Raw genomic sequence first — 18373 nt, forward strand, 5'->3', positions numbered from 1 at the left:
TTCACTGAGATTTGACCCATGTTTTGATCGCCCCCTGGCTGTTGGTCGGGGGGCTTCGCCACGCATGGCCTAGTGGCGGGGGGAGGCAAAGGGCGTGTCCGAGCCTGGACTGGTCCTGACCCCGCCCACCGAGCCCACATCGCTCGATGACGGTTATTTGGGACTGAGCGAGGTCATGGATCTGGAGCTATCGGCCGAACTCGTCATCCTGTCGGCCTGCAACACGGCGGCTGGCGATGGCCGCAGCAACGCCTCCGGACTGTCCGGGCTGGCCCGTGGCTTCCTCAACGCCGGCGCCGGTGCTGTTGCAGTGACCCACTGGTCCATCCCCTCTGAGGCAACGCTGTCGCTCAACGTTCGCTGGTTCAGTGCGAAATCGACGTCACCGGAACTTGATTGGGCTGCGGCGTTGCGCGAAGCGGTAACTGCGATGATCGAGGTGGAAGGTCCGGCTACCTTCGCCCACCCCGCCAATTGGGGTGCTTTTGAAGTGTTCGGCGCCATGTGATCCATATCGATTCAGCCGGCAGAAATTAGGTGCGTACGCTCTTGCGCAGGGAGGGAATCCCCATCGTTATAGTGTTTGGATACTCAGCCGGAATTTCAGTCAATTGGAAAGTCGTCGGGCGTCCCAAGGTCGTTGGAAAGGAGACCAGCATCTTGGAGCGTCTCAATTTCGGGCAGGTCGTGCAGCGTATCCAGCCCGAAATGCTCCAAAAACCCCTTGGTCGTCACATAGGTGACCGGCGCCCCCGCCGTCGGGCTGCGCGGCCCCGCCGTGATCATATTTTTATCCCGTAGCGCCCCGATCACGTCCCGCGACACCGCGCGTCCGAGGATTTCGGACACCCCAGTCCGCGTGACCGGCTGATGATAGGCGATCGACACCAGCACCATGGCCTCGTTCTGGCTCAGGTCGATAGTTTTCGCCGGCACCGCCGCGGAGGCGGCAATGACATCGGCATAGGCCAACCGGGTGCGAAACGCCCAGCCGCCGGCGACATTGACCACCTCATAGGGCTTGCCGCGCAACCCGTCGCGAATGTCGTCGATCAGCAGGTCAATGCTGGCGTCGCGGCCGACCACACGCGCCAAAACCTCGCGCTCCACCGGCTGCGGTGCCGCGAACAGCACGGCCTCGATGCGGTTCATCCACTCGCGCCAGCGCAGCTCCGCCGGCATCTCGGCCAGCTCGAGATCGAAGCTTTCTGGTTCGGCGTCCGTCTTTTTGCGCCGGGCCATGGATTGCGCTCTCATAAGCCGTAGAGCCGAAACGTCGGTCGGCCCGAAACCTCGCGCACCGCCCCTAGGTCGCCCAACCGGTCGAACAGCCGCCGCGCCCCGCGCGCCGACAGGTTGGCGCTCGACCATGACCCGGGCACGACATCGTCGTTCAGCAGCAGCTTCACCACCTCGCCCGCGCCCTTGGCCCGCAGTTTTGGCGCAATGTTCATCAGCGTTACCGCGCGCGGCGCCAAAACATCGGCGCCCAGATCACAGGCTTCCGCCGCCGCTGTTGCATAGGCCAAATATACCGCCCGGCCCCAGCCTTCCCCGCCCGGCCGAATCCGCCTGCGGTTGCCGCCAGATTTGAACACCGCTGACGTCCCCTGCCCCATCAGCAGCGGCACCGGCATGGGCCATCTGAACTTCTGCGCCAGCAGCGCATCGGCCAACCAGAAGCCCAGCAGCTCGGCATCCGGCCGCGCCCGATAGACGGCGGCGGCGAGTTCGGCCGCCAGCGCTGGTGCCGGCCGCGCCGACCGCAGCATGTCCTCGGCATTGACCACCACCGCGGCGAGGGCGTCGTCCCAGTGCAGGCCAAACTGCTGTTCGGCAACCGAGCGCACGAACTCTGCGTCGCAGCTGCTGCTTCGCGTCGCCAATTTGCGCCAGGCCAGCAACAGGTGGCCGGCGGGTCCAGGATCATCACCGGCGCCGCGCCAATAGTGGCTGTCGCGCAGCGCCGCTTCATCCTCGCGCCGGCCGCTCAATTGCACCGCTGCGGCAGCGCTCTTCAGCGCCAGCCGCTGGCGCCACACGCCGGCCCATACTGCATCGCTTCGCACCAGATTATCCAACGCATTCAAGGCTGCACCGGCCAGATAGGCCGCATCGGCATCGTGCAAAACATGGCCGCGCGGCCGGGCCCAGGCCGGCACTTTCGGCACCGTCAGAGGACCGACAACAAGCAAATCAGCGCGCGTTATCATGCCGCCAGGCTACACTATAACGGCGCTTAAGGCTATAATATAAGCACCTAACCGCCCTACCTGTCGCTAACATTTCACGTCCGATAATCTTGCATTATCGGACGTTTTGTTCATTATAGAGGAAGTGACCCAAAACCCCGACGAAACCGCTGAAAACGACGCCGGCAACGCCCCCCTGCCCGCTGCTGCAGCCGCGGCACCCGTCGACAATTCCGCCGTGTCGGTTCCGGCCGGCGATCTGGCCCATTTGCGCGGCCTTGCCGATCGCGCCCGCGACTATGTCGAGGCGGCCAGCTCAGCCAACACCCGGTTGGCCTACGCCTCGGACTGGAAGCACTTTTCCGGCTGGTGTCGCCGACAAGGGCTCGCGGTGCAGCCGCCCGATCCGCAAATCGTCGGCCTCTACATCACTGCCTGCGCCGCTGGCCAGGCCACGGGCCTTCCAAACGCCGTCAGCACCATCGAACGGCGCCTCTCCGCGCTGTCCTGGAATTTTTTGCAAGGCGGCCAGGCGCTGGACCGCCAGGATCGCCATATCGCCGCCGTCATGGCCGGCATTCGCAACACCCACGCCAAACCGCCGCGGCAGAAGGAGGCGATCCTGCCGGAGGATCTCCTAGCCATGCTCGAGACCTTGGATCGCGGGGCCCTGCGCGGGATTCGGGATCGCGCCATGCTGCTGTTGGGTTTTACCGGCGGTCTGCGGCGTTCGGAAATCGTCGGCCTCGATGTCGGTGAAGGCCAAAGCGAGGACGGCCGTGGTTGGATCGAGATCCTCGACAAAGGGATGGTCCTGAATATTCGCGGCAAGACCGGCTGGCGCGAGGTCGAGATTGGCCGGGGATCCTCGGATGCCACCTGCCCGGTCGTGGCCGTCGAAACCTGGCTCAAGCTGGCGCGGATCGTGCACGGCCCGCTGTTTCGACGGGTAACCGGCCACGGCAAGACGGTCGGCGCCGATCGGTTGAACGACAAGCAGGTTGCCCGCCTGGTCAAGACGGCCGCACTGGGCGCTGGCGTGCGCGGCGATCTTTCGGAAGATGCGCGGGGCGCCTTGTTCGCTGGCCATTCTCTGCGAGCCGGTCTCGCCTCCTCGGCCGAGGTCGATGAGCGCTATGTGCAGAAGCAGCTCGGGCACGTGTCGGCCGAGATGACCCGGCGCTATCAACGCCGGCGCGACCGGTTTAGGGTCAATCTCACCAAGGCAGCCGGCCTATGACGCCCTGCCCTATTGAATAACAGACACACAATGGATGCTGCGCGTATCAAGCAGAGCCTCATGACACTGGCAGATATTCTTCGCTGTCCTGCCGACATCATGGGCTGGCGCTATGGCTACGATCTTGTTCCGGCTGCCGTCGGAAAGTGGATTGAGTGGCTGGCTGCGGCGCATGACAGCAATTCACCTCCTGCAGGCGGGCCCGCGCCCGAACCCTTGGACCAACAGTGATGCAGGCAATCATTGATCGACTAAGCCAGGAATTGTCCGAGCGCTATTTAATATATCTGGAGACGCTTCTGGTCGAACTGGTGAGCGAGGGCGGATCGCTGCAGTTTCAATGCGGTTTTAGCCTACGCAGCGATCATCAGCTGCGGACCTGCCGATTTGGAGTGCCTTCAGGGGAGTGGTCCAACGACGCAGAGCGCGACGCCATTGCTGCTGCAGTTTTTGAGGAGTTGGAGCACTTTATCGACGAGGAGATCGCGGAAACGCTGAAGGACGCGAACTAGAAGGAGAATAATCATGGCGCAAGAGGATGACCTGCCGATTGGCAAGAGCATGGAGGATTTCACCGCCGAAGTGCGTGCAACGGCGTATTTTCTGTGGGCGCAGGCCGGACGACCACGCGGGCGAGAGGACGACTTCTGGTACAAGGCGCTTGATCAGCACATTCGGGCACGTGCGAATGCCGAAAAACTGAGTCAGGGCCCGCCGCCCGAATTTCCGACGGCCTAGCCGCGAAGTCTGGGACCCTCAAATCACTTCGACGCCTAGGTCCAAGACAACTGATCACGCGGCATACGGCCACTCGGATCGAAGACCTCAACCTTATGAGGAAGCCCCGGCCCCCAGTCCCATAAAACCAGATTGCGATCTTCGGGATCGGCCCCTGGCGCATAGCTAGGCACAATAATTCCAGCGACGCCGCGGGCGACAAGCTGATCATAGACGGCCCAAGAGGCAGGCCTAGTGCTATTGGCAAGCGCCGTCGCCCAAGCGCACGCCATGTCTTCTTTCGTCACAGAAGCCGACCCCCTGCCCTGCTCTGATGCCAGATCGACAACATCGTTGCAGTCCACGTCATAGGAGCACAGCACCGTCGGATCGAGCCGATGTGGCAAACCTTGGCTAATTTCCTTGATCGCCGTCATGATGCTGAGCCCAAGATAAAGCGCGGGCACGCCCTTGGGGTTAAATCGCGCGCCGCGGATCGCTGCTCCCTCGCCGGACGTCGGCTTGAACGCCCAGCGGGGATCATGAGCACGATAACAGGTTCCGACGAACCTCACGCAAATCCGCCAAGGGCCATATGATCGAGATAATCACGCACCGCCGCAGCTTTTCCGTCCTTTACCAAGGCCTCGGCGGTCCGACCACCAAAGGCCGGCAGCGGTTGAGCGCGATACCAAGCCATTGCCTGATCCTTGCCGCCCGCCCAATCGGTCACACGACTGATGATCTCGAGCATTTCGCGCAACCGGCCTTGAGCCTTCGGCGCTCCAACCCGTTCAGGCCGATAGAGCGTTTCCCGCGCCAGGCCGGCTGTCTCGGCAAGCTGGGATTTGGACATCCCAAATTCATCGGCGACCCGCGCGGCGGTGATCTGGCCAGCCTGATCCATGTAGGACAGGATTAGTGGCCCCACCTCAGTCGTCACTTTCTGCAATAACGCCATGCTGGCTTCCCCTTTACGCAAGAATGTCACACGTTCTGCGCGTAATATATGCCATCTCGACTGACAGTTCAACGACCCAGCGTAGTCAACTCTACGGCTGTCGATCGATGGAGCGTCGAAGCCCCGTCACGGAAACCCTAGGTTTCCCGATCCCACTTGCCGAGGGAGCGCTTCAGGTTTTCGCTGATTTCAAGCCGTTTCTCCGTTCGATCGAGCCGTTTTGCCGCCCCAAGCTCGCTTTCCGCTTCGACAACACCCGCCCCGGCTGCCTTTGCCGCGTCCAGTTTGGCCCGCAACAGCGCCATGATCATCGGCCAGGTCGAGAATTTCCCTTCCCTGGCTCGCTCCGTCAGATTTCGCAGATAGCCACCCGGCGACTTGATCTGGTCCGTTCGCTGGTAGATGGCGGCGAGGGTGATTGCCGCCTGCTGCTCGCCCATTGCGACCTGCGCGTCTTCCCAGGCGCTGGGGCTAATCCCCAATACCGGCCGGGCCAAATCCGCCGCGGTCAGGAAATCTCGCCAATTACGAATACCGCCGCCGCCCTTCACCAACCACAGCAGGTTCGGACAGGCGTCCAGCACGATACCCAGGGGCAGTTCGCGCTGCGGCAAGCTCCGCAGGTTGTCAGATTCACCGGCGCTGCCGCTCGCTTCATCTTTTATTCCTAAGCCGCGTTCAGATTCAGTTTTAGATTCGGTATTTGAATTCTGTATGTGGCGTTCAAATTGGGACTCATTGGCGTTCATATTCTGTGTTTTTACAAAGGATTCCAACACATCGCGTATCTGGGTCCAAAGGTCATCTAGCTCGGCCGCCACAGTCTCGAGAACCTGCCGTGGTGCGGTCCGGGGAAGTCGCCCGATGATCGCCTGATATTCGAGATGCACGCTTCCCCAATTGCCTGGGACGCCTTCCTCGATAGCCGCCTCGATCATCTTGACGATGTCGCGCCGGCATATGGTCAGCCGTTCCTTGACGACCTTATAGGCCTTCTTCTCAGCGCGAACGGCCTCCGCCAGTTCCTTGAACTCCACAGCGCGGGCAACGATCGGTGACAGGTCAAAGCCGTAGGCCTGCTCGATGTCACCCCCCTGCCCCTTGCGGGCATAGCGCTTGCCGTTTGGGCTATCCCGGCGAACGACGAGGCCGCAATCGACCAGGTTGGCCAGATGCCGGCGTAACGTCGTCGGCGACATACCGTTGGCTCGGCCAATGAGCTGTTCATTGGACGGCCAAACGATAAGCGCGCTATCGCCGTAGAACGCGGTCTCCGGATGGAAGGATAGAAGCGCATCAAGGATGGCCAACGCCCTATCGGTGGCGCCCAGGGCAATCCGAGCTTCCTTGATATCTCTAAAGACGTGCCACTTATGCACGGTGGCGCCTTCCGGCACAGTCTGGGCCGTGACCTGGCTTGCAATCATGCCAAGCGTCATCGGCCGCCGCCCAAAGGGCGTCGTTACGGTATGCGTCTGCATCCTTCTTCACCTATCTCTAGGCAATAGAAATCCGCTCGCCGAATCGACGCTCAGTGCCCGAAGGCCTTGACTGTGATTCCTGAAAGTGCGATTCTCTTGATACCACTCTTGAGAAGGGCTTCCGGAATGTCGTTTCGGGGGCCTTTTTCTTTGCCCGGTTTCATCTACTCCGAATGGATTGTCAGCTGACAATTCACCAAAAGCGTTTGTTATTCAGCGGGTTGATCCTTTCGTCTGTTTTTCTGTTTGGCTTCGGCGCTGCCCGCAAACTCCTCAAGGAGTGCAGGGAGGCGTTGTTGGATAAAGCTTGCAAAGGCAGGGTTGTCGGAGACGAGGCGGACCTGACGCCCCTTCTTTTCAACCCACGCCACGCGATCGGGAGAAGCGAGCCTGCGCTTGGCTGTGCCCTGCTTCGAGCCAACGGCCTGCAATGCCATGGCGAAACGCTGATCGCTGTCGCCGCTTTGAAAGTCCCCTGAAGCCAACACGTCGTCGAGCGCCTCGCGCGCGCCGGCCGGCTCAAGACCCTTGACGAGCTGGAGCCAACGGGGACGGCCAATCTTCGGCGCTGGGCCAATGGCTACGATCAGGTCCTCTCCGAGAGCCTGGGCGACGGTGAGTAGACGCGAAATCTCTGGTTTGTCGACGCTGAGGGCGGCCGACAGTGTGTCGCGGTCGAAACCGTGGGTTTCCATCTGCATGGCAAAGCGCGCGCGCTCGACAAAGGTGAGGTCTTCCCGAGGGCCGTTCTCTTGCCCCTGCAGGATGACCATTTCCTGGTCGGACAGTTTGCGAACGATCGCCTTGAGTTTCAGCCCAAGCTCCTGAGCCACACGCCAGCGCCGATGGCCGGCGGCGATCTGGAAGCGCCCCTCTTCGGTTGGATGCGGGCGGGCGATGACGGGTATCTGCTGCCCATTTTCGGCGATCGCGGCCTTGAGCTGCTGCAGCCTTCCATCGCTTGCCGAGGAGATACGGTCCGAAACAATAGAGGCGCTGAACAGCGCAGGATCAAGCTCCTGGGTTGTCTCACGACTGGCCAACTCTTCGCGCAACACCTTGGCCTGTGCGGCCTCGGCCGAAAGGCGGTCAAGCCCAAGGCTCATCGCCTTGACGGCGCCCGATGGCCGCGCCTGCGATGACGATCCATCGTCCGGACGCCCAGGCTTGCCGGCAGCAACCAGACTCTGGAGAATGTCCCTGCCCCGGCCGTCGGGTTTCTTCATTTAGTCGCCCTCCCCCAGGCTTGGTGAACCAACTTCTCAAGGTCGCCGTTGACGGCGTCCATCGATTCAAGCGCCCGGTCGTAGGTCTGACGGTTCATGGATTCACGAGGGGCCTCGTAGACCGTTTGCTTGGAAAGACCAGCGTCAGAAATGGCCGTCGACTTGACCATCATCGGCGTCAGTACCCGCTCACCGAAGAGATTGCGCAGGAAGGCCACGATCTGGTTCTGCGGGCCGTCGTTGGGCTCATGCCGGGTGACGAGATATCGCATCCAGTCATATTTCAGGTTGCCGCCGTTATCCCGCACGACCGCCAGCAACTGCGAGGTCATGGCCAAAAACTGGTTCATCGAGGCGACATCAAGCATTTGTGGGTGAACGGTGATCAGGACGGCTGTCGCAGCGCACAGCGCCGACATGGTGAGAAAACCAAGCTGGGGCGGGCAATCGATGACGACGACGTCGTAGTCGTCCGCCACGCTTTGCAAGGCACTGGCGACCCGCATAAAAAATAGGCCGTCGTCGTCACGCGTGCCGCTCGACAGCACGCGCGGCGTGTCATGCTCGAATTCGTGCAATTCGAGATTGCCGGGCACTAGGTCGAGGCCCGCGAAATAGGTCTTGCGGACGATCTCGGAGAGCGGCCGGCGTTGCTCGTCGTAGCGGATGGCGCCATAGAGCGTCATGTTGTCGGCCACGTCGAATTCCGGCTGATAGCCGAACAGGGCTGACATCGATGCCTGTGGGTCGAGATCGACGGCAAGAACTCGATGACCATGAAGGGCAAGATATTGGGCCAGATGGGTGGCAGTGGTAGTTTTGCCCGAGCCACCCTTGAAGTTGGTGACGGCGATGACCTGGAGATGTTCGCCGTCCTTACGCCAGGGAACGTAGGAGGTCTTGCCCTTAGTCAGGTGCTGCCGGAGAGCATGGACTTGTTCCAGGGAATAGCGCCGCCGCCCGGTGGTCGCCTTTTCGGGTATTGGGCCGGCTTCGTCTGTCGCCAGGTTCCTGATATAGCTTTCGGTGACGCCGATCAGTTTCGCGGTTTCGGCCGTCGAGAAGGTGCGAAGCTCTTTTTGCGCCTCAGGCGGAAACAGTCGTTCCCGCAGGACCTGGAGCTGCGAGCCCAAAGCCTGAGAATCTTCCCAGATCGTTTCATCGAACGCTGGGCCGCCCTGAGGTCGGGAATTTGCAGCTACAACTGGCTTCATCGTGAAAGTCGCAAAATAGAGCCACTCTGGTTATTTTCCGCAAATTGACCCGACTCTCACCGGTCGGTCAAGGAATATTGGGTTAACAGACTCCTAATGTGCGCTTGCAGAATCGAAACCACGTTGAATTTGCAGCACTTTTTGCGAAATTGTCAGCTGACAATTCAACAGGTCGCTTGCCTCACGAACGGAGTAAGCAGGACGAACGTCGTTCTGAGCCGACTCGGGGCCACCGATAACCCCACTTTTAGGCGCGCGTCAAAACGCACGGCAAAGCCGCTATCCCGGTTCGATGCCGGGATCGCGGCCACCGCGATTTTTGGATTTAATGCCGGTCGCACAAGGCGCGACCGGCTCGGCTTGAGAGAGCAATTAGCAAGCCGGTTCCTGCGGGACGGGTGCCCTCAGCTGTGGGGGCAGCCAACGACGATCTTTAAAGAGGGTTTCGGCATAGGCTGCCGCCTCACCCTTCTTCATTTTCGCCGCCTTGGCCGCCTCCTCGTCGCCGATGGCTTCCTTGATGGCGACGACGATCTGGTCCTTGCTGATCCGCTTGAAGTAGTTTTCAGCGGTCGGAGTGAACCAGTCGGCCATGTCGAGGGACAGGGCGCGGCTCAGCACCTTGCCATGCTCGAACGCCTGCCCTCGGTCGGAGAACTTCTTTTCGACCACGTTGACGCCTTTGGCAGCGGCTGCAGCCAGCAAGATCAGCAATTCATCGGTGCTTTTGTCGATCAGCCAATCCCAAAGATCGGTCGGGTTGCCGGGGATGGAATGGCCCAGATTTTCCCACATGCTGGCGAACTCGACCACTGGCGCATAGTCGTCGTAGTCAGAAATTGCCCCTTTAAGATATTCGGGGGTCACGCTGACCTGTACGGCGCTCTGCTCTCGCGCGTAGCTGTAGCCGACGCGCAGCAGCATGGCGTGAATGACCGTCACAAGGGCAATGTCTGGATTGTCCGCCAAGGCAACGCGCAGCGCTGCGGTTTTGCGGGCGCTCAGGTCCTCGACCAGCGAAAACGAGAGGTCGTCCAGCCCTGCGGTCTTGGCTGGCTCCGGCTCGGTTGGGACGACGGTTTGGTGATCGTGGTCCTCATTCACGTCCTGCTCATCCTCGAAGGCATCTTCGTTGGGACCGCGTGCCATCATTCCGCGTTCAATGCGGAATTTTCCATAGTGGCTCACGCTGATAATCGCGCCAGCGGTCAGATAATCGGTCTCGGTGAAAACGCTGGTCTTGCGATTGAACTGCTCGATCTGCTCATGGAGGGCGGCCTGTCGCTGCTCCAATTCGCTCGGGTCAACCGGGGCAGTCTCGCTGTCCAAATCTGTTAGGTTTTCAAGCTCGTTCTCAAGGGCATCAAGCGCTGCCTGATCCTCCGGCGAAAGGTCAATGTCGGTCGGATAGACGCGCACGGCACCGTAATACCAGTCCGGCAGCGTCTCGAAAAACTCGACCCATGCCCAGCCTTCGGCCAAAAGCTTGGTTTTGACGGCTTCTACCTTCAGGTTGAACACGGCCTCCAGCACGTCCGGGCTCTCGATGATGCCGCTGCCGCTTTCATCAAACAGGTCTTTGCGCAGGATGCCGCTCGCTGCCAGATATGCGGCCTCTCCGACGATGGCAAAGCGCGGCGTGTCGGTCGTGGTCTGCTCGGACAGCAGCATGCGCCGAATTGTTGCGCTGTGGCGGTTCCATTGGCCAAGATTGTTCCAGACTTCCAACTGGCGCGCGTGATCGTCCACCACGGTGAAGGCTGCCAGTTGGGAAAGCTCGATTTCGCCGGAGCGGAAAAGCTCGCGCAGTTCCGGGGCGGTCTTGGCGAGGGCGAGGCGGCGCTTCACAAGGTTTTCGGTGACGCCAAAGCGCGATGCGATCTGATCGGGGCTCTTGCCCTGATCGCTAAGGGCCTTGAAGGCCTCAAACTCGTCGAGCGGGTGCATGGCCTCGCGCATGACGTTCTCGGCCAAGCTCACTTCGACGGCACTGTCCTCGTCGCGCATCTGGCAATTGACCGCATGGTCTGCCGGGATCGTGCCGCGCTGCACCAGCAGCTTGAGCGCTGCCAGCCTGCGCCCACCAGCGGAGACGAAGAAGCGGCCTTTCTTGCCGGGGCGGACGACAAGGTTCTGCAGGACGCCAACGCTGCCAATGGAGGCGGCAAGGCTCTCAACGCTGTCAGGTGCATACGTCTTGCGGACATTCTTGGGATCGGCGTCTAGCTTGTTCAACACGATTGGCTGGATTTCGGTGGGGGTCATGGTTTGCTCTCCTTGTTCCCGCGAAGCGGTCTAGCCTGTGCCCATAGGGCAGGGGCCCCGCCTCTGCCCTCTAGGCGTCGCCAATGAGACGGAGAGAGGGGGGCAAGGGCGCAGACGGGGAGGGGGATCACCCACCCGAGGGGCAGCGGAGATCCGCGCGTTGTGCGCGGATCTCCGCCAGCTCCTGCAACGGACGGCCGCTGGCCGGGAGTGAAGGATGGGGACACCCCGTCGAAGCTCTTGCAGGGGAGAGAGGCGAAGCCTTTCTCCCCTCCATCTAGCAAGCTCTGGTGGTATGGCCTTTGGCGCGGCCCTGGCCGCGCTGCGCAAAGGATCGTTACCCGTATGGGCCGAAACCCAGTATGGGGTCCGGTGGAGCGCAGCGGAATAGAGCCTGTTCCTGTCAAGGATGCGCCCAAGGGCGGATGGTTCTGGACAATGAGGAAATGGGTTTGAGGATTTCGACAAGATTGCCGGCGCTGCTGGCGGCACTTTTCATCACCACGTCGCCGGCGTTCGTTAGCGCGGTCCAATCGGCGGAAATTTGCGGGGCAGGGCGTCGGGTCGACTGCGTTGTCGATGGGGATACGTTTTGGATGAACCGGGTAAAATACCGGATTTATGACATTGACGCGCCAGAAGCGGGGAGCGGTGCCCAATGCCAGAAGGAGCTTGAGCTGGCCGAACGATCGACACTGTATCTGGCGCAATTGCTGGCTGGGCATCGATCTCGTCGAACAGGGCAAGGATCGCTACGGGCGGGTCCTGGTCGGCGTGACGGCTGAAGGTGTTGCCGTGGGTCCAGCAATGACCGCAGCGGGTCTGGCGAGGGCCTATGACGGCGGGCGGAGAGATAGAATGCAGTGGTGCGCAATGTAGGCGGGGCCAAGCGCCGTGGTGGTCACTGCGGCGAAGCGCCGGCAGTGGCAGTTTCAGCGAGATTTTGAACGCGACGGTGCCTGATTGGGCCAGGTTGCGGACAATGCCGGCGAATGCGCTGTAGGCTCGGCCGATGCGGCGACGGATGAGTTTGAGAATCTGTTCATGGTAGCTCCTTTGGTTTGCATCATTGCAGGGACCAAATGCGCTGCCGGATAAGCAGGCCAGACACCGAAGGTCGGAGCGGAGAACCTATTCCGTGCCAAATTTTGTTTCGCGAGGAAGCCCGAAGGGCGGGGAAAATTCTGCACGGAATAGGTTGGCAGGGCTGCGCGGCGGCGCATAGTTCCCGGCTCTATGAATGTTGCAGACCAAGGGTGTGGGTGAAACGGCTCCACGGTGGCGCCGGATTGTTTGTCCGATTTGTTCCGCGGGCTTTGTCACTTCCTTCCGATCGGTCGTCGGCGCCATATCGATGTGACAGGCGGCAGATCGCGCGCGCTTAATTCGGGGTCTCTCGAAAGCCGATATCGCGCAAAACTCTCTGGGTCCTCGCCCATGCCGTTTTCATTGCAGCTTCGGCTTTCTCCCAAGGCTCGCCAAGTTCCGCAAACCGGTCATTGATCTGCATCAGCTCGGCCGCCCGAACCTCAAATGCATGTTTGTCCAGCCGGCCGGCGCGATTGTCGGCCGCCACCGTCTTCAATATTGCCTCCCGCTCGGCCTCAAGAGCCTTCATCTGCGACGTAAGACGCCGATAAGGCTCCTCGGCCTTACGGTATGCCCGCAACGCGAGCCATGCCCTTATCCGCAAGATCAAGTTCGGTTTTCTATCGGTTGTCCAGCCCGCACCAGGCTTCATCTGTTGCCTCATTATCCAGCTTCGTCGGTAGATTCAGCGTTCGTAGTCGTCGCTGTCCTTGATCCGAGTGTGTTCCGTCGCTGGCTGTTCCCGGCGCTCGGCTTCGACCTGGCGGAGTTCCGGCTGTCTTTCTGGTTCGCGCTGATGGCCCAGCTCGCCGCGCGATTGCACCTGTACGGCTTCGCCGTTCTTGGGCAGATCAGCGGGAAAATCTGTCCTGTCATGAACAATGAGGCTTTTGCCGTCAGAAACCGTCACGGCATCGGCTGTGGCGTAGAAAATCCGCCCATCGGTTGTTTGACCGGGTTGGGCGGTTTTTGCGTCATAGTCGTGGGGGTCTTTCCCCACTCCGCTTATCGCGCGATTGGCGTCCTGCAGGGCGGCCCGGCGGGCGGGGTCGATGCTGTCTTTTACGAGATCGACCATTGCCCGGCTGTCTGGATCGCGACTATGCGCGATCGAGGCGGCAATCATGCGCTCCTTGGTGATGGCGCTCATATCGACTTCGTAGCCGGCCTGCCGGCCCACCTCTTTGATAAAGGCTTCCTGTGTGCGGCCATTGCCTTCACGGAAGGGGTGAACGTAGTTCAGCTCGCCCAGGACCTTCCCGGCCTTTTCGGCAAATTGATCGGGGGTTAGATTTCGCAGGGCATCATTGCCCGCCAGCGGCCGAAGCGCTTCGTGCAAACCAAGGTCGATTTTGCTGCCATGCAAAAATGCCGATCCGCCTTTCGAGAAGTGGCCGACTGGATCGACGCGCATGCCGTCCACCATCGGGGTTTCGGCGCGGGTGTGACCGGCCCACTGATAGACGTCTTGAAAAATATGACCGTGGATCGCCTTCAGGTGCGCCGCGTCGAGATTGCCTTTGGGGCCTTGCCCGGCGTTCAATTCAGCGATGCGCTGTTCTGTGTGGCGATATTCGACGGCTCGAAGCTGGCTATGCCGGGTGAGCGCGAATTTGTTGCGCAACACGCCCCGCCTATCCCCATCAGTAGGGTGATCGGGATAGGTGTACGAGCCGTCCATATTGTCCATGTCGCCTCACAAGCGAAATCCGCGCGGCAAGCTGCGCGGTCAATTCGGGGTGATGCGATTAGCGGCGTTCTTCCCTGGCCTCGGCCGCATCTGCGGCTTTAAAGGCGGCGACCTGGGCAGCGACCAGGGCGTCTATCGCCTCGCCCTTTTCCTCAAGGGTCATGTCGCCGGCGACGTAAGCCTCAACGAGCGCTTCAAGCTCGGGGTCGTGGGTGTAACCCTGCCGCGCATTGGATGCACGCGCCTGATCCGTGATACTGCGGCGATGCGCAACAGCGGCGGGCGAACGGTCGGGGCGGGGGTCATGAATTGCTGCGCGGACGGCCATTTGCACAATCTCCAATGGATGGAAACACTATCAGAACTGGCGCAAAATGCAAGGAAACCGGCGTCTTAGGGTGAGGCCGGTGCCGCGCGCTAACCGGCTGTCTGCCGCTCGATGCGGCGGGGAGACGGTCAGGAAGCCGCGTACGGCTCCCTGATCCTAGGCGGTGTCACCAATCCCGAAAGAGCGGCATTTTCCGCTCGTTGGTGAGGTCAGAGCGCTTGGCCTTGAATATGTAGCCATCCCACTCCCGCCATGGAATCCAGCCAGTCGGGCTGGGCCTTCCGTACCAAACCCGCACCTCGGCAAAAGTCTCGTCAATGGCCTTGACCACTGAGACGGTAAAAGTGCCACCTACATTGGAAGGGTGATCGTACGCGATGACTTCGCGTGTCTGAGCCATTTTCCCACCCCTACGCCAATAGATCAAGAGTTAGCTGTACCTGTTCGCCTCGGCTCATGGTGGGTGCGGGTTTGGTCCTGATCCGCTCGGCCTCCAGCTCGATGCGGGTTCGATCTTCCTCAAAATCGAAACAGACGATCTCACAGACGATGCTCGTATCTTTACACTCGTCCTTATAGATCGAGGTATCTACGCCCACTCCGGCCTCCATATTCAAGCCGGTGGCTTGGCTGAATGCGACGGCTCGGCCTTCGATCCGGCGCTCGTAGTAGGGGGCACCCGAATATCGAAACGCTGACGACTGCTGCGGCACGATGAAGGTGCCAGCGTCGGCCAGCTCGGATGCAACATCTATGACGTGATATTCAAATTCCGGGCCGCGATAGGTCGGACCATTACCCGAACGGGCAACTCGGCCAAATGGCGGGTTGCCTATGGCCCAATCAAAATGCCTAAGGTCCAGGCTGCGCCAGTCAAAGACATTGGCACAAATCCAGCGGGCATCGGGGATGAGCTTGCGGCCAATCTCGACATAGCGGGGGTTATTCTCAATGCAAACCATGCTGCCCACATCGTTGCGATAGGGGTTCATGGCTTCATAGGCCAATGCGCCAATCCCGGCGCAAAGGTCGACAATCGTGCTGCCGCCTACGTCGAGGGAGAAATCACGGGCAAGGGCAGGGGGCGTGAAAAACGCACCCGCTGCGCCGGTGTTATGGTCGGCGCCTTCGTGAAAATTCTCAAATACGAACTGGATTTCATCGTCTGAAAGCTTGGTTTTCGTCAAGATCGCTACGGCCTCGCCGTGGGCCTTGCGCTGCGCTTTGGTGAGTTTCGCCATTTTGCTCTCCTAATCCCGATTTTGCCTTGCTGGTCCGAAGGACAGCGGGGGCTGTCCTTCGAGTTCGCGCGGAGCAGCGGGGAAGAGGGGGCAAGCAAAAAACCGGAGGGGGATCACCCACCCGAAGGGGCGGCGTAAATCTACGCAGTAGATCCGCGCCGATCCTGCACGAGCTAGCCGCTCGAGCGCTCTTTGCGCTCGAGGCAGCGAAGGAAGGATGGGGATGCCGGTTTTTTCGCTTGCAGGGGAGTGGGGGCAGAGCCCGCTTTCCCCTCTATGGGAGAGGATTTGCCGCGCCTTTTCACGCGGTCGCAACGAGACCTGGCCGTTCGCGGCCGCCCTTATGCTGAACGAAACAAACGCCCAATCTCGAACCATGGAGCTGGCCAGCATGTGCAATCTCTACGCGCACCTCAGCAACCAACAGGCCAATTTGGACTTCGTGAGCGACATGCGGCGTATCAATGCTAATGCCGGGAATTTGGTCGGACATCCCGCAATATTTTCCGACTATCCTGCGCCGATCGTGCGCAACACGCCTGATGGTCCCGAACTGGCAATGGTCCGATGGGGAATGCCATCGAGCAAATTTGCCCTCCTGCAGCAATGATTCGAAGACGGCTATGCGATTGCCGGCGAACACTGCTGTCAATGCTACCCTGAGGTCGTTGCTAAGCTTACCGCCAGGCCAGCAGGACCTCCTAAAGCGCGGCCATGATCGACAGCGAACCAACGGGACAAGGACCATTCGGATCAAGCGGTACCCCGCCTCGTTCGTTTTGGTTGAAGACGTAGCGCCGCTCGCACACATCCCACGCCGGTGGCTGCAGGGTATTGTCGAAGGCGTCCGTCCCTTGCTTCAGATTGGTCCAGAAGGCGGCATGCGGACTGGTGGCGTGTGCTGCGATGTTGGTGTCGTTCATGCGGAAGGGCAACAACTGGAGCTGCACGGATCGGTTCCCGCCACGAAACGACTCGCGGACTAAGGCATAGAGTTCCTTGATGCCTTCATCCGTGATGGCGAAGCAGCCGACCGACTTGCAGTCGCCGTGCACCATCAAATTTGTGCCTGTGCGTCCCCATGCCTGGTCGAACTTGTTGGGGAAGCCGACATTGAACGAGAGCCAATAGGCGGACTTCGGATTCATCAGGGCAGGGGTGACATCATAGAAACCTTCTGGTGACTGGTAGTCGCCCTCCTGGATTTTCGGGCCCAGTGCCCCGGACCACTTGCAGATCGGGTAGGTCTTGAGCAAGGCGTAACGACCCGAATTGGTGCGCTTCCAGACCTCGAGTTCGGACGATTGCTTGAAAACCCGGATCATCATCGGCTCTGCGGGCGAGGATCCGATTTCGGCCAGGCGGTCGACCACTGCCTTGTTCAAGGGAACATTGTGGCGGTTGTCGCCGACGAACTGGCTGCAGCCCGCAAGCAGGAGCACGGTAGCGAACAGGGAGACGGCATGCAGGAGCCGGATCATCATCGGAACTTCCATCTTGAGCGTGCCCGATCTTACTGCGTCGATGGTTACCGGCTGGTGTTCACCCCGGTGTCAGGCTGTTCTCTCCCCAAACAATCTCTGTCTGAAGTACCGCAATGCATTTCCCCCAATGATTATTCGCCTGTTGTCATGTGATAAGGACATCCTGAAACAAAGTTCCCCGAAAGAGGAGCAAGAACATCGGCAGTCTCCTTGAGCTCCTTTCGACCATAAGGAGGGAGGAATACTCGCCAGTGAGGCTCAGTCATCATCCTCGGCAATGATCTGTCCCTTGTGATCGACACGTCCTGCTAGCTCCATTTCGATGGTTGCATGCTCCACGTCGAACAGGTCGTGCAGGGTTCCCTTCAAGGTCTCCTTCATGTCCGTCGCCGATGCCAAGTCGTCCCTGTCGGTGGCAAGATGCACCTCAACGGCGGTGCGCCCCTCGCTGATTTCCCAAACATGAAGATGGTGCACATCGACCACCCCCTCGACGGATCGAAGGTGGGCCAACAAACCATTGTGGTCGAACCCTTTCGGGGCGCTGTCCATAAGCACGGAAATGGATTCGCGAATTTCTCTTCCGCCATGGATCAGAATGTAGATGGCGATCAGGGCCGTCACAGCCGGGTCTACCCAGGAAGCAGATGGCCCCCAAATCATGATCGCGATGCCGCTGGCGATAACCGCCACGGTGCCGAGTGCGTCGGCAATCATGTGAAGAAAGGTGCTTCGGACGTTGAGGCTGCCAAGATCCTTGCGCAGAACCCATGCGGCTGCCAGGTCTTCCACAAGTGCGATGGCACCGACGATCAGCACGGTGGTCGGCACGACCTCGGTGGGCTCGAGGAAACGCGATCCCGCCTCCCACAACAGATAAAGCCCGATCATGATCAGGGTGGTGAGATTAATCAGAGCGCCGACCGTCTCTGCCCGGGCATAGCCGAATGTCCGTCTCTGCGTCGCCACTCGCCGCGAAATGCGCCATGCGATATAGGAAACCAGGACCGAACCGGCATCCGAGAGGTTGTGGGCGGCATCCGCAATCAGGGCCAAGGAGCCGGACACCACGCCGCCAATCACCTCTGCTACTGCGATGCTCAGGTTCAGTGCCAGTGCGATCAGCAGGCGCTTCCCGCGCCCGGAACTGAGATCCTTCGTACCATGAGAGTGGCTCATTGAACGGCTCCTTCGACTGTTCCGGGTGAGTCTAATTCCTGCAATCGCTAGAGGAGCAAGCTCTTT

At 60.4% G+C, this 18373-nt stretch carries 21 protein-coding genes; 6 read left to right on the plus strand and 15 right to left on the minus strand.

The genetic code is table 11. The features are described 5' to 3' along the window. Positions 1-94 precede the first annotated feature (94 nt). The gene (locus FF80_RS05170) at positions 95-508 is read left to right on the plus strand and encodes a CHAT domain-containing protein (protein ID WP_035098192.1); all 414 of its coding nucleotides are present in this window, start codon (positions 95-97) and stop codon (positions 506-508) included. Between the two features lie 95 nt (positions 509-603). Here FF80_RS05170 and FF80_RS05175 read toward each other — a convergent pair whose 3' ends face one another. Further along, positions 604-1242, minus strand: coding sequence for an SMC-Scp complex subunit ScpB (locus FF80_RS05175; protein WP_052153190.1), 639 nt, complete (start codon positions 1240-1242; stop codon positions 604-606). Positions 1243-1253: 11 nt separating this feature from the next. Next, on the minus strand, positions 1254-2195 hold the full coding sequence (locus FF80_RS05180; RefSeq protein ID WP_035098311.1) for a DUF1403 family protein: 942 nt from the start codon (positions 2193-2195) through the stop codon (positions 1254-1256). A 142-nt stretch (positions 2196-2337) separates the two neighbouring features. On the opposite strand from FF80_RS05180, the gene FF80_RS05185 reads away from it, so the two are divergent. From FF80_RS05185 to FF80_RS05200, 4 genes are read left to right on the plus strand one after another with little or no spacing between them, the layout of a single operon-like run. Then, positions 2338-3432, plus strand: a complete 1095-nt coding sequence (locus tag FF80_RS05185; protein WP_244445707.1) for a tyrosine-type recombinase/integrase — start codon at positions 2338-2340, stop codon at positions 3430-3432. Between the two features lie 60 nt (positions 3433-3492). Beyond that, a complete protein-coding gene (locus tag FF80_RS21820; RefSeq protein WP_160172792.1) occupies positions 3493-3663 on the plus strand; it encodes a hypothetical protein in 171 nt (56 codons plus the stop codon). Then, entirely contained in the window at positions 3663-3944 is a 282-nt protein-coding gene (locus FF80_RS05195; RefSeq protein ID WP_035098197.1) for a hypothetical protein, read from the plus strand. Before FF80_RS21820 ends, FF80_RS05195 begins: the two co-directional genes overlap by 1 nt. A 13-nt stretch (positions 3945-3957) precedes the next feature. Further along, a complete protein-coding gene (locus tag FF80_RS05200) occupies positions 3958-4170 on the plus strand; it encodes a DUF2934 domain-containing protein (protein ID WP_035098198.1) in 213 nt (70 codons plus the stop codon). A gap of 35 nt (positions 4171-4205) precedes the next feature. On the opposite strand, the gene FF80_RS05205 is transcribed toward FF80_RS05200, so the two are convergent. From FF80_RS05205 to FF80_RS05260, 11 genes are all read right to left on the minus strand, one after another. Beyond that, positions 4206-4724, minus strand: a complete 519-nt coding sequence (locus tag FF80_RS05205) for an RES family NAD+ phosphorylase (protein ID WP_035098199.1) — start codon at positions 4722-4724, stop codon at positions 4206-4208. Next, positions 4721-5110, minus strand: a complete 390-nt coding sequence (locus tag FF80_RS05210) for an MbcA/ParS/Xre antitoxin family protein (protein ID WP_035098200.1) — start codon at positions 5108-5110, stop codon at positions 4721-4723. Before FF80_RS05210 ends, FF80_RS05205 begins: the two co-directional genes overlap by 4 nt. A 137-nt stretch (positions 5111-5247) precedes the next feature. After that, entirely contained in the window at positions 5248-6591 is a 1344-nt protein-coding gene (gene repC / locus FF80_RS05215; protein ID WP_035098203.1) for a plasmid replication protein RepC, read from the minus strand. A 209-nt stretch (positions 6592-6800) separates the two neighbouring features. Continuing rightward, positions 6801-7817 carry a plasmid partitioning protein RepB gene (gene repB, locus FF80_RS05220; RefSeq protein WP_052153192.1) on the minus strand — a complete coding sequence of 339 codons (1017 nt, stop codon included), beginning with the start codon at positions 7815-7817 and terminating at the stop codon, positions 6801-6803. Continuing rightward, positions 7814-9031 (minus strand): plasmid partitioning protein RepA, encoded by a 1218-nt coding sequence (repA, locus tag FF80_RS05225; RefSeq protein ID WP_035098204.1) that lies wholly within the window; start codon positions 9029-9031, stop codon positions 7814-7816. Before repA ends, repB begins: the two co-directional genes overlap by 4 nt. A gap of 372 nt (positions 9032-9403) precedes the next feature. Next, on the minus strand, positions 9404-11296 hold the full coding sequence (locus tag FF80_RS05230; RefSeq protein ID WP_052153193.1) for a ParB/RepB/Spo0J family partition protein: 1893 nt from the start codon (positions 11294-11296) through the stop codon (positions 9404-9406). A 1381-nt stretch (positions 11297-12677) separates the two neighbouring features. Further along, on the minus strand, positions 12678-13037 hold the full coding sequence (locus FF80_RS05240; RefSeq protein ID WP_035098206.1) for a hypothetical protein: 360 nt from the start codon (positions 13035-13037) through the stop codon (positions 12678-12680). A 33-nt stretch (positions 13038-13070) separates the two neighbouring features. After that, positions 13071-14075, minus strand: a complete 1005-nt coding sequence (locus FF80_RS05245) for a Fic family protein (protein WP_035098208.1) — start codon at positions 14073-14075, stop codon at positions 13071-13073. A gap of 58 nt (positions 14076-14133) precedes the next feature. Further along, complete coding sequence (locus FF80_RS05250) at positions 14134-14403, minus strand: antitoxin VbhA family protein (protein ID WP_160172793.1); 270 nt, start codon at positions 14401-14403, stop codon at positions 14134-14136. 166 nt (positions 14404-14569) lie between these two features. Further along, positions 14570-14803, minus strand: coding sequence for a hypothetical protein (locus tag FF80_RS05255; protein ID WP_035098210.1), 234 nt, complete (start codon positions 14801-14803; stop codon positions 14570-14572). Positions 14804-14813: 10 nt separating this feature from the next. Beyond that, positions 14814-15644 (minus strand): methyltransferase, encoded by an 831-nt coding sequence (locus FF80_RS05260; protein WP_035098213.1) that lies wholly within the window; start codon positions 15642-15644, stop codon positions 14814-14816. A gap of 223 nt (positions 15645-15867) precedes the next feature. Here FF80_RS05260 and FF80_RS21620 point away from each other — a divergent pair, with 223 nt between their 5' ends. Further along, positions 15868-16254, plus strand: a complete 387-nt coding sequence (locus FF80_RS21620; RefSeq protein ID WP_152558275.1) for a hypothetical protein — start codon at positions 15868-15870, stop codon at positions 16252-16254. A gap of 91 nt (positions 16255-16345) precedes the next feature. Here the strand turns inward: FF80_RS21620 and FF80_RS05270 are convergent, their stop codons facing one another. Both FF80_RS05270 and FF80_RS05275 read right to left on the minus strand, forming a co-directional pair. Continuing rightward, the gene (locus tag FF80_RS05270) at positions 16346-17128 is read right to left on the minus strand and encodes a murein L,D-transpeptidase family protein (protein WP_244445708.1); all 783 of its coding nucleotides are present in this window, start codon (positions 17126-17128) and stop codon (positions 16346-16348) included. Positions 17129-17386: 258 nt separating this feature from the next. Then, positions 17387-18307, minus strand: a complete 921-nt coding sequence (locus FF80_RS05275; protein WP_052153195.1) for a cation diffusion facilitator family transporter — start codon at positions 18305-18307, stop codon at positions 17387-17389. Positions 18308-18373 lie beyond the last annotated feature (66 nt).

The organism is Devosia sp. LC5, assembly GCF_000735585.1.
Lineage (GTDB): Bacteria > Pseudomonadota > Alphaproteobacteria > Rhizobiales > Devosiaceae > Devosia.

Bases quoted from the DNA above. Each gene is read 5' to 3' on its own strand.
- FF80_RS05175 (WP_052153190.1), bottom strand. From the start codon at position 1,242: ATGGCCCGGCGCAAAAAGACGGACGCCGAACCAGAAAGCTTCGATCTC.
- FF80_RS21820 (WP_160172792.1), top strand. From the start codon at position 3,493: ATGACACTGGCAGATATTCTTCGCTGTCCTGCCGACATCATGGGCTGG.
- FF80_RS05195 (WP_035098197.1), top strand. From the start codon at position 3,663: ATGCAGGCAATCATTGATCGACTAAGCCAGGAATTGTCCGAGCGCTAT.
- FF80_RS05200 (WP_035098198.1), top strand. From the start codon at position 3,958: ATGGCGCAAGAGGATGACCTGCCGATTGGCAAGAGCATGGAGGATTTC.
- FF80_RS05210 (WP_035098200.1), bottom strand. From the start codon at position 5,110: ATGGCGTTATTGCAGAAAGTGACGACTGAGGTGGGGCCACTAATCCTG.
- repC (WP_035098203.1), bottom strand. From the start codon at position 6,591: ATGCAGACGCATACCGTAACGACGCCCTTTGGGCGGCGGCCGATGACG.
- repB (WP_052153192.1), bottom strand. From the start codon at position 7,817: ATGAAGAAACCCGACGGCCGGGGCAGGGACATTCTCCAGAGTCTGGTT.
- repA (WP_035098204.1), bottom strand. From the start codon at position 9,031: ATGAAGCCAGTTGTAGCTGCAAATTCCCGACCTCAGGGCGGCCCAGCG.
- FF80_RS05230 (WP_052153193.1), bottom strand. From the start codon at position 11,296: ATGACCCCCACCGAAATCCAGCCAATCGTGTTGAACAAGCTAGACGCC.
- FF80_RS05240 (WP_035098206.1), bottom strand. From the start codon at position 13,037: ATGAAGCCTGGTGCGGGCTGGACAACCGATAGAAAACCGAACTTGATC.
- FF80_RS05245 (WP_035098208.1), bottom strand. From the start codon at position 14,075: ATGGACAATATGGACGGCTCGTACACCTATCCCGATCACCCTACTGAT.
- FF80_RS05250 (WP_160172793.1), bottom strand. From the start codon at position 14,403: ATGGCCGTCCGCGCAGCAATTCATGACCCCCGCCCCGACCGTTCGCCC.
- FF80_RS05255 (WP_035098210.1), bottom strand. From the start codon at position 14,803: ATGGCTCAGACACGCGAAGTCATCGCGTACGATCACCCTTCCAATGTA.
- FF80_RS05260 (WP_035098213.1), bottom strand. From the start codon at position 15,644: ATGGCGAAACTCACCAAAGCGCAGCGCAAGGCCCACGGCGAGGCCGTA.
- FF80_RS21620 (WP_152558275.1), top strand. From the start codon at position 15,868: ATGCCGGTTTTTTCGCTTGCAGGGGAGTGGGGGCAGAGCCCGCTTTCC.
- FF80_RS05270 (WP_244445708.1), bottom strand. From the start codon at position 17,128: ATGATGATCCGGCTCCTGCATGCCGTCTCCCTGTTCGCTACCGTGCTC.
- FF80_RS05275 (WP_052153195.1), bottom strand. From the start codon at position 18,307: ATGAGCCACTCTCATGGTACGAAGGATCTCAGTTCCGGGCGCGGGAAG.